11 protein-coding genes are annotated in these 13,422 nt (G+C 72.4%); 1 reads left to right on the top strand and 10 read right to left on the bottom strand.

Features of this window, described 5'->3' with window-relative positions; translation table 11 throughout:
• Positions 1 to 8: 8 nt before the first annotated feature.
• From pcaF to M6I34_RS13490, 4 genes are all read right to left on the bottom strand, one after another.
• A complete protein-coding gene (gene pcaF / locus M6I34_RS13505) occupies positions 9 to 1,211 on the bottom strand; it encodes a 3-oxoadipyl-CoA thiolase (protein ID WP_272486198.1) in 1,203 nt (400 codons plus the stop codon).
• 67 nt (positions 1,212 to 1,278) lie between these two features.
• Positions 1,279 to 2,442 (bottom strand): maleylacetate reductase, encoded by a 1,164-nt coding sequence (locus M6I34_RS13500; protein ID WP_272486197.1) that lies wholly within the window; start codon positions 2,440 to 2,442, stop codon positions 1,279 to 1,281.
• A 16-nt stretch (positions 2,443 to 2,458) separates the two neighbouring features.
• Positions 2,459 to 3,118, bottom strand: a complete 660-nt coding sequence (locus tag M6I34_RS13495; protein ID WP_272486196.1) for a 3-oxoacid CoA-transferase subunit B — start codon at positions 3,116 to 3,118, stop codon at positions 2,459 to 2,461.
• Between the two features lie 19 nt (positions 3,119 to 3,137).
• A complete protein-coding gene (locus M6I34_RS13490) occupies positions 3,138 to 3,833 on the bottom strand; it encodes a 3-oxoacid CoA-transferase subunit A (protein ID WP_272486195.1) in 696 nt (231 codons plus the stop codon).
• Between the two features lie 69 nt (positions 3,834 to 3,902).
• Between M6I34_RS13490 and M6I34_RS13485 the strand changes: the two genes are divergently transcribed.
• Positions 3,903 to 4,736 (top strand): IclR family transcriptional regulator domain-containing protein, encoded by an 834-nt coding sequence (locus tag M6I34_RS13485; protein WP_272486194.1) that lies wholly within the window; start codon positions 3,903 to 3,905, stop codon positions 4,734 to 4,736.
• Here M6I34_RS13485 and M6I34_RS13480 read toward each other — a convergent pair.
• The 6 genes from M6I34_RS13480 to pgaA form a co-directional block, all read right to left on the bottom strand.
• Positions 4,690 to 6,126, bottom strand: coding sequence for an AmpG family muropeptide MFS transporter (locus tag M6I34_RS13480; protein WP_418953516.1), 1,437 nt, complete (start codon positions 6,124 to 6,126; stop codon positions 4,690 to 4,692). The genes M6I34_RS13485 and M6I34_RS13480 overlap by 47 nt on opposite strands.
• 54 nt (positions 6,127 to 6,180) lie before the next feature.
• The gene (locus M6I34_RS13475) at positions 6,181 to 7,041 is read right to left on the bottom strand and encodes an ion transporter (protein WP_272486193.1); all 861 of its coding nucleotides are present in this window, start codon (positions 7,039 to 7,041) and stop codon (positions 6,181 to 6,183) included.
• Positions 7,042 to 7,153: 112 nt separating this feature from the next.
• The gene (pgaD, locus tag M6I34_RS13470) at positions 7,154 to 7,696 is read right to left on the bottom strand and encodes a poly-beta-1,6-N-acetyl-D-glucosamine biosynthesis protein PgaD (RefSeq protein ID WP_272486192.1); all 543 of its coding nucleotides are present in this window, start codon (positions 7,694 to 7,696) and stop codon (positions 7,154 to 7,156) included.
• A complete protein-coding gene (gene pgaC / locus M6I34_RS13465; RefSeq protein ID WP_272486191.1) occupies positions 7,654 to 8,922 on the bottom strand; it encodes a poly-beta-1,6-N-acetyl-D-glucosamine synthase in 1,269 nt (422 codons plus the stop codon). Before pgaC ends, pgaD begins: the two co-directional genes overlap by 43 nt.
• Positions 8,923 to 8,928: 6 nt before the next feature.
• Positions 8,929 to 10,905 (bottom strand): poly-beta-1,6-N-acetyl-D-glucosamine N-deacetylase PgaB, encoded by a 1,977-nt coding sequence (gene pgaB, locus M6I34_RS13460; protein WP_272486190.1) that lies wholly within the window; start codon positions 10,903 to 10,905, stop codon positions 8,929 to 8,931.
• A 1-nt stretch (position 10,906) separates the two neighbouring features.
• Positions 10,907 to 13,348: a poly-beta-1,6 N-acetyl-D-glucosamine export porin PgaA gene (gene pgaA / locus M6I34_RS13455; protein ID WP_272486189.1), complete on the bottom strand. Its 2,442-nt coding sequence runs from the start codon at positions 13,346 to 13,348 to the stop codon at positions 10,907 to 10,909.
• Positions 13,349 to 13,422: the final 74 nt, after the last annotated feature.

Genomic DNA, 13,422 nt, shown 5'->3' with positions numbered 1-13,422 from the left:
CTGCCTGCTCAGACGCGCTCGATCAGCGTGGCGATGCCCTGGCCCACGCCGATGCACATCGTGGCCACCGCGAGCCTGCCGCCGCCGCGGTGCAGCTGGTTGACCGCGGTCAGCACCAGGCGTGCGCCCGACATGCCCAGCGGGTGGCCGAGCGCGATCGCGCCGCCGTTCGGGTTCACGTGCGGCGCGTCGTCGGGCACGCCGAGCTCGCGCAGCACCGCGATGCCCTGCGCGGCGAAGGCCTCGTTGAGCTCGATCACGTCGATGTTGCCGATCTTGCGGCCGTTGCGCTCGAGCAGCTTCTTCGTGGCCGGCGCCGGGCCGATGCCCATGATCCGCGGCGCGACGCCGGCGGTGGCCATCGACACCAGCCGCGCGCGCGGCGTCAGGCCGTGGCGCTTCGCGGCCTCTTCGGTGGCGAGGATCATCGCCGCCGCGCCGTCGTTGACGCCCGAGGCGTTGCCGGCGGTGATCGTGCCGTCCGGGCGCACGATCGGCTTGAGCTTGCCCAGCGCCTCGATCGTCGTCTCGCGCGGATGCTCGTCGCGGTTCACGACGACCGGGTCGCCCTTCCTCTGCGGGATCGAGACCGGGACGATCTCGCCGTCGAAGAAGCCGTTCTTCTGGGCGGCCGCCGCGCGCTGCTGGCTGCGGAAGGCCATCGCGTCCTGGTCCTCGCGCGAGACCTTGAAGTCGTCGGCCACGTTCTCGGCGGTCTCGGGCATCGAGTCGATGCCGTACTGCTTCTTCATCAGCGGGTTCACGAACCGCCAGCCGATCGTCGTGTCGTAGACCGCGTTGCTGCGCGAGAACGCGGTGTCGGCCTTCGGCATCACGAAGGGCGCGCGGGACATGCTCTCGACGCCGCCGGCGATCGCCAGGTCCATCTCGCCGCAGCGGATCGCGCGCGCGACCGTGCCGACCGCGTCCATGCCCGAGCCGCACAGCCGGTTGACCGTGGCGCCCGGCACCTCGACCGGAAGACCCGCCAGCAGCGCGGCCATCCGGGCCACGTTGCGGTTGTCCTCGCCGGCCTGGTTCGCGCAGCCGAAGATCACCTCCTCGATCGCGGCCGGGTCGAGCTTCGGGTTGCGCTCCAGCAGCGCGCGCAGCGGGATCGCGCCGAGGTCGTCGGTGCGCACCGTGGACAGCGCGCCGCCGTAGCGGCCGATCGGCGTGCGGACCGCGTCGCAGATGAAGACTTCTCTCATGGTTCGGTTCCCTCGGGAATGGAAGTGGATGGTGGCCTGCCCGCTGCGGCGGCCGGCGCGCCGCCGCTCATCGCGGGGCGCGACCGTGCCAGGCGTCGTCGAGCATCGAGCGGATCGCGTCGCGCTCGATCGGACGGGGGTTCCAGTACGGATTCTGCACCGCCAGGTCGGCGGCCCGGTCGAGGCCGTCGGCCGGCATGCCGATCTCGCGCAGCGAGGTGGGCGCGCCGAGCGCGCGCGCGAGCGCCTGCAGGCCGGTGGCGGCGTCGCCGTCGCCGAAGCGGCCGAGCGCGCGGCGGATCCGCTGCATCGCCTGCGGCGCGGCCTCGCGGTTGTAGGCGGTGGCGTAGGGCAGCACCACGGTGTGCGTCTCGGCGTGCCCCAGGTTGAAGCTGCCGCCGAGCGTGTGGCACAACTTGTGGTGGATCGCCATCGACACGCCGTTCAGCGCGGTGCCGGCCAGCCATGCGCCGTACTGCGCGAGGCCCAGCGCGGCGCGGCGCTGCTCGCCGGTCACGGCCGTGTCGATCACCGTCGGCAGGCTCTCGGCCAGCGCGCGAATGCCCTCCTCGGCGATCATCGACACGATCGGGTTCGCGTCGACCGCGTACAGGGCCTCTACGCAGTGCGCGATCGCGTTCATGCCGGACGGGCCGGCGATCTTCGCCGGAAGCGTCTCGAGCATGACCGGATCGTAGATCACGGTCCGGGGCAGCACCTTCGGGTCGCGGCCGGTCTTCTTGACGCCGCCTTCGGTGAGCCCCCAGATCGCTGTCATCTCCGAGCCGGCGAAGGTGCTCGGCACCGCGACGATCGGCAGGCCCGAGGTCAGCGCGATCGCCTTGCCCAGGCCGACGGTGGAGCCGCCGCCGACCGCGACGCAGCAGTCGGCGCCGAGCCGCGCGGCCTCGTCGCGCGCCGCGATCGCGGTCTCGAGCGGCACGTGCATCGCCGCGCGGTCGTGGATGCCGGCGGCGCGATCGCCGAGCTGCGCCGCCGCGCGCTCGGCGGCCTCTCGCTGCTCGGGCGTGCACAGCACCAGCGCGCGGCGCGCGCCGAGCCGCTCGACTTCGTCGGGCAGGGCAGCCAGCGAGCCGTCACCGAACAGCACCCGCGCCGCGAAGCCGGTGTAGGTGAACCTCGTGCGGCCGTCGAAGGCCAGCGCGGCGGCCGGGCCCGCGTCTGCGCCGTCAGCCTGCGGCGAACGCTGCATCTCCGGGGAGCGCGACATCTGCGGGCCCCGCGGATCAGGCTGCCCGCTGCCCGCGGTCGCCGCGCCTGAGCGGCGCAGCGGTCAGCTTCGCGAGCTCCTCGAAGGACAGGCCGTCGACCCAGGCGGTCGCGACGAAGCCCTCGGGGCCGATGTCGATGACGGCCAGGTCGGTGTAGACGCGGGACACGCAGGCGATCCCGGTCAGCGGATAGCTGCAGCGCTCGACCAGCTTGCTCTCGCCGGACTTGGTCAGGTGCTCCATCATCACGAACACCTGCTTGGCGCCGATCGCGAGGTCCATCGCGCCGCCGACGGCCGGAATCGCGTCGGGCGCGTCGGTGTGCCAGTTGGCGAGGTCGCCCGCGGCCGACACCTGGAAGGCGCCGAGCACGCAGAAGTCGAGATGTCCGCCGCGCATCATCGCGAACGAGTCGGCGTGGTGGAAGTAGGACACACCGGGCAGTTCGGTGACCGCCTGCTTGCCGGCGTTGATCAGGTCCCAGTCCTCCTGGCCGGCGGCCGGCGCCGGCCCCATGCCGAGGATGCCGTTCTCGCTGTGCAATACGATCTCGCGCCCCTCGGGCAGGTGGTTGGCCACCAGCGTGGGCAGCCCGATGCCGAGGTTCACGTAGGCGCCGTCGGGAATGTCGCGCGCCACGTTGGCGGCGATCTGGTCACGGGTCCACTTGTTCATTCGGGTTCTCCGGTTCGGGTCAGGCCGTGGCGCCCTGCGCGCCAGCCGGGGCCGCGCCCACTTGCACGACCCGCTTGACGAAGATGCCGGGGGTGACGACCGCCTCGGGGTCGAGCGCGCCGAGCTCGACGATCTCGTCGACCTGGGCGATCGCACACTTCGCGGCGCTCGCCATGATCGGGCCGAAGTTGCGCGCGGTCTTGCGGTACACGAGATTGCCCCAGCGGTCGCCCTTGCGCGCCTTGATCAGCGCGAAGTCGGCGTGGATCGGGTACTCGAGCACGTAATCACGGTCGCCGATCCGGCGGGTCTCCTTGCCTTCGGCCAGCAGCGTGCCGAAGCCGGTCGGGGTGTAGAAGGCGCCGATGCCCGCGCCGGCCGCACGGATCCGCTCGGCCAGGTTGCCCTGCGGGATCAGTTCCAGCTCGATCTTGCCTGCGCGATACAGGCCGTCGAACACGTAGGAGTCGACGGCGCGCGGAAACGAGCACATCAGCTTGCGCACCCGGCCCGCCTTCAGCAGACCGGCCAGGCCGACCTCGCCGTTGCCGGCGTTGTTGGATACGACCGTCAGGTCCTTCGCGCCCTGCGCGATCAGGGCCTCGATCAGCTCGGTCGGCTGGCCGGCCCCGCCGAAGCCGCCGATCAGCACGGTGGCGCCGTCGTGAACGCCGGCGACGGCCTCCTGCAGCGAGGCCACGGTCTTGTCGATCATCGGGAAATCCTCTCCTGTCGGCCGCTTCGGGCATTGTGCGCTTGGCGCACACATGTTCCAATAGCGCACATGAAGCCGCCATTAGAGGCCCGCGACCCCGGCCTGTCAACCACGGAACATCCCGATTTCGTCCAGTCCTTCGCGCGCGGCCTGGCGGTGATCGAGACCTTCGACCGCGAGCACGCTGCGATGACGCTCTCCGAGGTCGCGCGGCGCGCCGGCCTGACCCGGGCGGCCGCGCGCCGGCTGCTGCTGACCCTGTGCGAGCTCGGCTACGCCGAGTCCGACGGCCGGCTCTTCTCGCTGCGGCCCAAGGTGCTGAACCTGGGCTTCGCCTTCCTGCACGCGCAGGGCATCTGGGACCTTGCCCAGCCCTACCTGGTGGAACTGGTCGAGCGCATCCACGAGAGCTGCTCGATCGCGGTGCTCGACCGCCGCGACATCGTCTACGTGGCGCGGGTGCCGACCCGCACGCGGATCATGTCGATCAACCTGGGCATCGGCTCGCGGCTGCCCGCGCACGCGACCTCGCTGGGCCGCGTGCTGCTGGCCGCGCTGCCCGAGGCCGAGCTCGACGCGCTGCTGGCGGACAGCGCGCCGCTGCCCGCCTACACCGAGCGCACGATCACCGACCCGGCCGAGCTGAAGCGCCGGGTCGCGCAGGTGCGCCGCGACGGCTGGTGCATCCTCGACCAGGAGCTCGAGCTGGGACTGCGCTCGATCGCAGTGCCGCTGCACGGCCCCGGCAACCGGGTCGTGGCCGCCCTCAACGCGGGCCTGCAGGCCTCGCGCTTCACGCTCGACGCGATGAAGCAGAAGGTGCTGCCGGAAATGCTGAGGACCGCCGCGCAGATCTCTACCGCGCTGGGCGCGCGGGATCCAGCGCGAGCACCTGCGGCCTGAGCCACGCGAGCAGCGCCAGGCCCGGCAGCGCCGCGAGAACGGTGAACACGAAGAAGGTCGGCCAGCCGAACGCGGCGACCATCACTCCCGAGGCCGGCCCGACGTAGACCCGGCCCACGGCCGCGAGCGCCGACAGCAGCGCGTACTGGGCCGCCGAGAAGCGCCGGTCGGTCAGCGCCATCAGGAAGGCCACGAAGGCGGCCGTGCCCATGCCGCCGCACAGGTTCTCGAAGCCGATCGCGGCGGCCATCAGCGTGTAGCTCTTGGGCAGCACCGAGATCAGCCAGTACCCGAAGTTCGACACCGCCTGAAGCACGCCGAACAGCATCAGCGACGCGTAGAGCGGCCGCTTCGCCAGCCAGGCGCCGCCGGCCAGCGCGCCGACGATCGTGGCGAGAAGCCCGAGCACCTTGTTGACCGCCCCGACCTCGGTCGGCGTGAAGCCCGCGCCCCGGATCAGGAAGCTGGTCGACAGGCTGCCGGCGAAGGCGTCGCCGAGCTTGTAGAGCACGATCAGCCCCAGCAGCCAGGCGGCGCGCTCGCGCGAGAAGAACGCGTCCCATGGCGCCAGGAAGGACGGGAAACCGGCGGCCCGCGCGGCGCGCAGCGCGGCGAGGCAGGCCAGCAACAGCATCAGCGTGTCGGCGGCGAGACGGGCGAAGCGGCCCTCGCCCAGCCAGTCCCACGGGAGCTGGCGCAACAGCCAGAAACTGCCGGCGCCGGCGGCCAGCATCGCCACGAAACCGACCAGCTCGCGCCTGACGTCGCTGCGCAGCGCGTCGACCTCCGGGGGTTTCGGGGACCACAGGGTGACCAGCGCCATCAGCCCGAACAGCGCGCCCATCACCCGGAACATGTTGGGCCAGCCCAGCCACTGGTCGGCGATGATCAGCGCCAGCCCGCCCGACACCAGCATCGCGATCCGGTAACCGAGCACCGACACCGCGGCGCCGGCACCGCGCTCGGCATCGTCGAGAAGGTCGGTGCGGTAGGCGTCGAACACGATGTCCTGAGAGGCCGACAGGAAGGCGATCGCGACCGCGCAGGCGGCCACCGCGAGCACCGAGGTCTTCGGGTCGAGCGTGGCCATCGCGAAGCACAGCACCGCCAGCCCGAGCTGGGTGACCAGCAGCCAGCTGCGGCGCCTGCCGGGCAGCATCGGCGGCTCGAAGCGATCGGCGAGCGGCGCCCAGACGAACTTGAAGGTGTAGGGCAGGCCGGCCAGCGCGAAGAAGCCGATCGTGGTGATGTCGACGCCCTCGACCGTCAGCCAGGCCTGCAGCGTGCCCGACGACAGCGCGAGCGGCAGTCCGCTGGCGAAGCCCAGCAGCAGCATCGCCGCGATGCGGCGGCTGGCGAAGACCTGCAGGACGGGGCGCGGGCTGGTCACGGTCGCCGCAGTTTACCCGCGGGCGCCGGCCGCCCCGCAAGCGCGGTCAGGGGCTCAGCGCTTCTCCAGCAGCGCCGCCAACCGCGCGACCTCGCCGCGCAGCGCACGGATCTCGGCATGCAGCGCATCGGCGCGCTCGTCGGCGTGCGCCGAAACCACCGACTCGATCTCCTTCACCTCCGCGTCGTGCTCCGCGGCGTGCTCGGCCTGGATCGCGTTGACGATCACCGCGATGAACAGGTTCAGCATCGTGAAGGTGGCGATCAGGATGAAGGGCACGAAGAAGGCCCAGGCGAACGGAAAGGCCTCCATGACCGGCCGCGCGATCCCCATCGACCAGCTCTCCAGCGTCATCACCTGGAACAGCGTGTAGGCGCTGGCGCCGATCGAGCCGAACCACTCGGGGAACTGCCCGCCGAACAGCTTGGTCGCCATGACCGAGCCCACGTAGAAGATCAGCAGGATCACCGCGAAGACCGAACTCAGGCCGGGAATCGCCGCCAGCAGGCCGCCGACCACCCGGCGCATGCTCGGCACGAAGGTCAGCAGCCGCAGCACGCGCAGCACCCGCAGCGCGCGCAGCACCGCGAACGGCCCCGATGCCGGCAGCAGCGCGATCCCGACCACGATGAAGTCGAAGACGGCCCACGGGTCGCGGAAGAAGCGCGCGCCGTGCGCGACGAGCCGCAGCGCGATCTCGACGACGAACACGGCGAGGATCGCCGCGTCGATCCGCTGCAGCAACTCGCCCCAGCGCGCCATCACCGACGCGCTGGTCTCTAGACCGAGCACCGCGGCATTGAACAGGATCAGCGCGATCAGCGCGCCCTGCACGCGCGGGGCCTCGAGGCGCGCGGCGAGCCGGCGTCGCCAGCCCGCGCCGGGACTGGCGGAGGAGTTCGTGGTGGAGGTCATGTGCGTAAGCGCTCGACGGGGCGCGCGAAGTCTACCGGTTCCCGGGAGGCGGGCCTGCTTGCCCACTGGTCCGCCGGGGAATCGTCGGCCCCGGGTCGCCGCCCGCCCTGGCTCAGGCCAGCGTCCGGCTCCGGGACACCGTACCGGCACCCGCGTTCTCGCCCGTGCCGCCGGCGTCCGGGACCGGCACCGGCGTCACCGACACGATCCGCCCGTCGTCGTCGTGCGTCACGTGCAGGATCCGCGCCCTGTGCCAGGCGAGCAGTTGGTCGGCGTCGAGACCCGCCCGCGCCGCCACCTGCGACACGAGCACGACCGGCCTCGCCTTGCGGCGCTCGCGGCCGCGGAAGCGGCCGAGGTTGTACAGCGCCCAGAGGATCAGCGAGCCGGCCAGCAGGCCGATGCAGATCGCGTACCAGCCGAGCATCTCGACCAGCGGGCGGTAGCCCTCCTGGCGCACCATCTCGTCGTAGAAACGAGTCGCGCCGAACCACCAGCCGACCAGCGCCAGCACCGGCAGCCACAGGTAGACCCACAGCGCCCAGAAGAACGCCGTCAGCGTCGCCGACGCCACCCGCTGCGGCCGCGACTGCAGGTCGGGCCGCTCGATGATCAGCGGTCTTGGGGAAGCAGTCCCCGGTCGGGGCTTTTCCATCTTGCGCGTTTCCCTGTCGTGCGGAAGAGGGCCTTCGGCACGCCGACGACCGTCGTCAGCGCGCTCAGCAGCCAGAAGGCCAGCGGATACCAGATCATCCAGAAGTAGTAGCGGAAAAGGCCCTTCTCGATCCGGTGGTCGAGCAGCATGCCGATTCCGATCTGCAGCAGGCAGGTCGTGCCGATGACCACTCCCGGCCACCTCGGGATCAGCGAGGCGCCCTCGATCGGCGTGGGAATGCCGAACACGACCCGCAGCGTCCACGCCAGGAACAGGCCGAGCATCGTGTAGGCCCAGAAGGCGCTCAGCAGGTACTCGAGGAAAACCGGCCACATCCGCCGCTGCCGCCAGGCCCGCATCGGCAGCAGGTTCTTCTTCAGCACCTGCATGCCGCCCGCCGCCCAGCGCAGCCGCTGCTTCCACAGGCCGCGCAACGTCTCGGGCATCAGGATCCAGCACAGCGCGTTCGGCTCGAAGCGCACGTCCCAGTGGCGCGCCTGCAGCTTCCACGAGATGTCGACGTCCTCGGTCAGCATGTCGGTGCTCCAGTAGCCGACGTCGTGCAGCGCGCTGCGGCGGAAGGCCGCGACGACGCCCGACACGGTGAACACCCGGCCGTAGGTGCGCTGGGCGCGCTTGATCAGGCCGATCGTCGACGAGAACTCGCCGATCTGCAGCCGGCCGAGCAGCGTCGAGCGGGTGCGCACACGCGGGTTGCCGGTGACCGCGCCGACCCGCGGCCAGCGGAAGTGCCAGACCATCCAGTGGATCGCCCACGGATCGAGCAGCGCATCGCCGTCGATGCAGACGAGGATCTCGGCATGGGTCATCGTGGCCGCGGTGTTCAGCGCGGCCGCCTTGCCCTGGTTGCGCAGCAGGCGCACCACCCTGAGCGAGGGGTAGCGCGCCGCGAGCCGCTCGAGCACCGCGCCGGTGTCGTCGGTGCTGCCGTCGTCCACCGCGATCACCTCGAGGTTGGGGTACCTCGACTTCATCAGCCACCCGATCGTCTCGTCGGCGTGCGCCTCCTCGTTGAAGCACGGCACGACCACGGCGACGCTCGGGAACTCGTCGAGCGGGGGCGGCTCGTGCGGCTTGCCGCCGCGACGCTCGTAGTGGAACCAGTAGAACAGCGCGCCCGCCATCCACAGCCAGGCCATGAACAGCGGGTAGTAGAACGCGAAGTCCGCGAGCGCTTCGCCGATCGATGCGATGGTCGTGCTCATGTTCACCTACGGCTGCGGCAGGGAGCGGACGGAGAAGGCCGGCACCAGCGCGCCCAGCGCGGGCACGCCGGCATGGGGATCGTCGGGGTAGTAGCCGACGTTCGTGGCGCCGGCGAGCTCCAGCTGGCGGATCCAGGCGGCCAGCTCGGCCGCGGGCACCTCGCGCCGGCCGCGCCAGTCGCGCGCCTGCAGCTCGAACACGGTCCGCTTCAGGCCCTCGGGCTGCGCCGCGACGGCCTCGACCAGCGAGGACAGGAAGCGGCGGGGCTCGGCGGCGCCCTCCATGTACGGCATCGCCATCAGCGCCACGTGGTCGTATCCGCGCAGGAAGGCCGGCAGCGACTGCGCGAACCAGGCCTTGGCGTCGGCGTCGAGGACCGGCGCCGCGTACAGGTTGCGAGCTGTCTTGAGCGGCGCGGTGAAGCGCCCGGCGGCGTCGGCGAGCTCGCGGCTGAAGTCGACCAGCCAGTCCGTCTTCAGGTCCGCCCAGCGGCCCGCCAGGCCGGCATCCGCGCGGATCGCGTCGACCGAGGCCGGCAGGCCCCAGCGCTCGCGATAGACGGCCAGCGCCGCGTCGCTCGCGTCCTCGCGGTCGCCGAGCAGGCCGTCGTCGTGGAACAGCAGGCCGGCGAAATGGGCGTGCCGGCCGAGGTCCTCGTAGATGTCCCGGATCGTGGCGCGGGCCCGGGCGGAGAACGGCGACAACCTGCGGTAGCTCGAGCCCGCCTCGCCGCGCACCGCCTGCACCAGGTCGTCGCGCGCCGGATGGCCGTCGGGCAGCCGGAAGGCCAGCATCGGCATCCACGCGTAGACCCGCACGCCGACCCGGGTCTCGAGCTGCCAGGCGACCCGGTTGAACAGGTCGGCGCGCATCGGCAGGTGCCGGTTCGGGAAGTACAGCGCGTCGGCCTCGCCGTCGCCGTCGGGGTCGGCGAAGGCCTGCAGGTAGACGGTCGTCGGGCGGATCGCCTGGATCCGGTCGAGCAGGGCGGACAGGTTGCGCTCCTGGGCCTCGGGGTCCGGATCGTGGACGTAGTCGAGATCGACGTGGACCACGCGCTGCGGGTCCTCGGGCCAGACCTGCTCGATCTCGTCGACGAAGGCGCCGAGCTCCGGGTTGAACTCGACGATGATCCGCCGGATCCGGTCCAGCGGCGCGCCGGCAAGGTTCGGCCCGCCCTCCAGCGTCAGCATCATCGGCATGCCGAGCTCGCGCGCGACCTGCTGCAGCGCGCCGTTGTAGCGACCGTAGGGCCAGACGACGGCGCGCGGCCGCTTGCCGGTCTCGCGCTCGATCAGCGCGCTGTTGCGCTCGAGGTCCGCACGCACGCGGCCGAGCCAGGCTTCGTCGGTTTCGTAGCGGGCGCTGGCGGGGTCGAAGATGCGCGTCGTGGCCGCCGGCTGCAGGTTGCCCTGAGGATTGCCGCGAACGCCGCGGTGCAGGTCGTACGAATGCGAGGCGACTTCCACCAGGCCGGAGCCGGCCATCTCGCGCACCTGCGCCCAGCTCAGGAAGGCCTCGCGCGGCATCGGCCTGCCGTCGTAGTCGACCTGCGTGCCGGCCGGCGCGTCCATCCACTTGCCGACCAGCGCGATCACCGCCGGATAGCGGAACAGCTGCAGCAGCGGGTAGACGCGGTGGTAGAAGTCGGCGTAGCCGTCGTCGAAGCTCAGCAGCACCGCCTTCGGCGGCAGCGGCTTGCCGCCGGCGCGGGCCTCGGCGATCTCGGACAGGCTGACCGGACGGTAGCCGTTCTCGCGCAGCCATGAGAACTGCGCGACCAGCGCCGACACTTCGACGCCGTAGCGGCCGGCGCCGGGCGCCGCCTCGCGCGGGCCGTCCTCGGGCACCTCGTGATAGGACAGCGCGACGAAGGCTCCGGGCGGGATGCCGGGCGCGCGCGCCGCGGACGTCAGGGGCGCCGCAGCCAGCAGCGCGAGCGCCAGCATCGCCGCGAACCGGGACAGGGCTCTCGCGAACATCTCAGAACCTCCCGTCCAGCACGACGTGGGCATGGCTGCGGCCCGAGCGCTCGCCGTCGTAGGGGCGCAGCACCCGCCCGATCCCGTACCTCAGGTAGAGCCGCCGATCGAGCTCCCACACGTGCTCGTACGTCGCGCCGACGATCGAGCCGCTGCCGTAGCCCTCCTGCGCGTAGCTGCCCAGCGTGACCGCGAAGCGCTGGCTGAACTGCCGCTCGTAGCGACGCCAGTTCAGCCATTCGCCGGCCACCTCGACGCTCGCGGTCAGGTCGCTGCCGGGATTGAAGTAGGGCGCGCCGGCCAGCGAGTTGCTCGACCCGCCGATCGCGGCGGTCGACTCGAGCCGCCAGCGCGGCTCGGACACCCAGCGCTCGAACCACGACGCCCACCAGCGGTCGCGCTGGTTGTCGTCGCTGAAGTCCATGCGTGACAGTCCGACGCCGAAGCCGCGCGATTCGTTGACCGCGTAGCGCGCACCCAGCGCGGCCTCGCTCGCGCGCACGCCCGCCTTCCATGCCTGCAGCGGCAGGTTGCTGCTGACGCTCGCGGCCTGCGCGTCCAGCGACCAGCGATCGTCGAGCTGCCAGGCCGCCGAGGCCTCGATCCCGATCCGGTCGGCCGAGCCGTCGGTGACCGCGCCGGCCAGGCGCAGGTCGCGGGCCCGGTACTCCAGCCCGGCGCCCTCGCGATGCCAGCGGGCCACGCCGTCGTCGAATTCGGCGCGCGCGCGCAGCGCCTGGCCGAAGACCCGCCAGTTCGTCGCCAGCGGCCTCGTGTAGAGCCTCGCCTCGGCGCGCCAGTCGTCGGTGCCGGTGGGCGTCGCGCCGCCCGAGGTGCCCCAGGCGGCGGATGCCTCGATCTCGCGCAGGCCGTGCACCGCCCACAGGTCGGCCGCCCGGCGCACGCGATGATCGTCGGGCCGCATCGCGCTCGCCGCCTCGAGCTCGGCGCGCGCCTCGTCCCAGGCGTGCACGTCGAGCAGCGGCGCGACGCGCTGCGCCCGCAGGCCGGCGCTGGTCGGGTCCACCGCCATCGCGCGGCGGAACTCCTCGTCGGCCAGCCTCGGCCAGCCGCGGGCCAGCGCGGTCGCAGCGAAGGCCTCGCGGACCTGCGCGTTGTAGGGCAGCTCGGTCGACAGCCCCCGGCTTCGCGATTCGGCCTGATCGAGCCGGTCGCCGTAGAGCCTGGCGAGCGCCTGCGCGGTGCGCGCGGTCACCGCATCGTGGTTCGCCCGGCCGCGCAGCCACTTCGGGGTGCGGGCGGCCAGCGCGTCGATGTGATCGGTCGCCTCGTCGATCCGCTCGGCTTCGACCAGCGCGAAGAAGAGCGCGAGGGAGAGGCCGAAATCGTCGGGCTGCGCCGCGAGCGCCTCGCGGAAGAGAACGATCGCCTGCTCCGGGCGGCGCAGCGCCAGCAGCGAATCCGCGACCGACCCGCGCGCGTAGGCCGGCACCTGCATGCCGGCGGCGACCATCTCGTCGTGCAGCCCGACCGCCTCCTCGTGGCGCTTGCGCAGCCCGAGCGCCACCAGTCGATCGGCGAGCAGCCGGCGATCGGCCTCGTCGAAGCCGGCGGCGGTCGCCGCGGCGGCTTCACCGGCGCCGGCCAGCCTCTGCGCGACCGGCTCGCTGTGCCGCAGCGCGCGGTCGATCCACGCAAAACGCGCATCGCCGGTCTCGACGCGCTCCTCGATGCGCCCCCAGCGGATCTGCAGGGCCGAGGCATCGTCGGCGAGCGCGCGCGCTTCGGCCGCGTCGATCAGGCCCGGGTGGCGCCCGGCCAGGTCGGCGGCCAGCTGCGGCGCGCCGAGCCGGCCGGCCGCGCGGACGACGCCGCGCAGCGCGTCGCGGCGCGCCGGATCGGCCCTGAGCGCCCTCTGGTGGAAGGCCAGCGCGCCGAGCCAGTCGCCGGAATACTCGGCGGCCAGCCCGCGAGCCTCGAGCAGGTCCGCCGAGCCCGGCGCGGCGGCGAGCGCCTCGTCGAGCAGCCTGGCCGCGGCGGCGTGGTCGCCCAGGTCGGACAAGGTCATCGCGAGCCCGATCCGGCTGTCGGCGCGATCCGGATGCAGCGCCATCGAGCGGCGATACAACGACTGCGCCAGTTCGTAGCGTTTCAGGTTTCGGGCGGAGCGGCCGAGCGCCTCGTAGACGTAGGCGGGCGCGCCGGCCAGGTCCAGGCCGGAAGCGCGGGCGAGCGCCTCGGCGTCGCGGCCGGCCCAGCCCAGCACGACGATCCGGTCGAACAGGACCGCGCGATCGCCGGGGCGTTGCGCGGCCAGCGCATCGAGTTCGGCCAGCGCGCCGGCGTGGTCGCCCGCGCGGGCGCGGGCGACGGCAGCGGCGTGCTGATCCGACGCCTGCGCGAAGGCCGCATCGGCACCCAGCGCGACGCAGACTGCGGCCGCCAGCGCCGTGAAACGCAAGCTCGAAGGTCTGGGGAACATCGATCGGACGGGAATGGCTCTCGCCGGAGGCTAGCAGGGGAGCGGAAGGCCGGCGCGACGGCCCGACCGTCGGG

The organism is Zeimonas sediminis (assembly GCF_023721795.1).
Taxonomy (GTDB): domain Bacteria; phylum Pseudomonadota; class Gammaproteobacteria; order Burkholderiales; family Burkholderiaceae_E; genus Zeimonas; species Zeimonas sediminis.
Note: the sequence above shows the minus strand (reverse complement) of the source record. Positions and strands in the feature narration are given on the sequence as shown.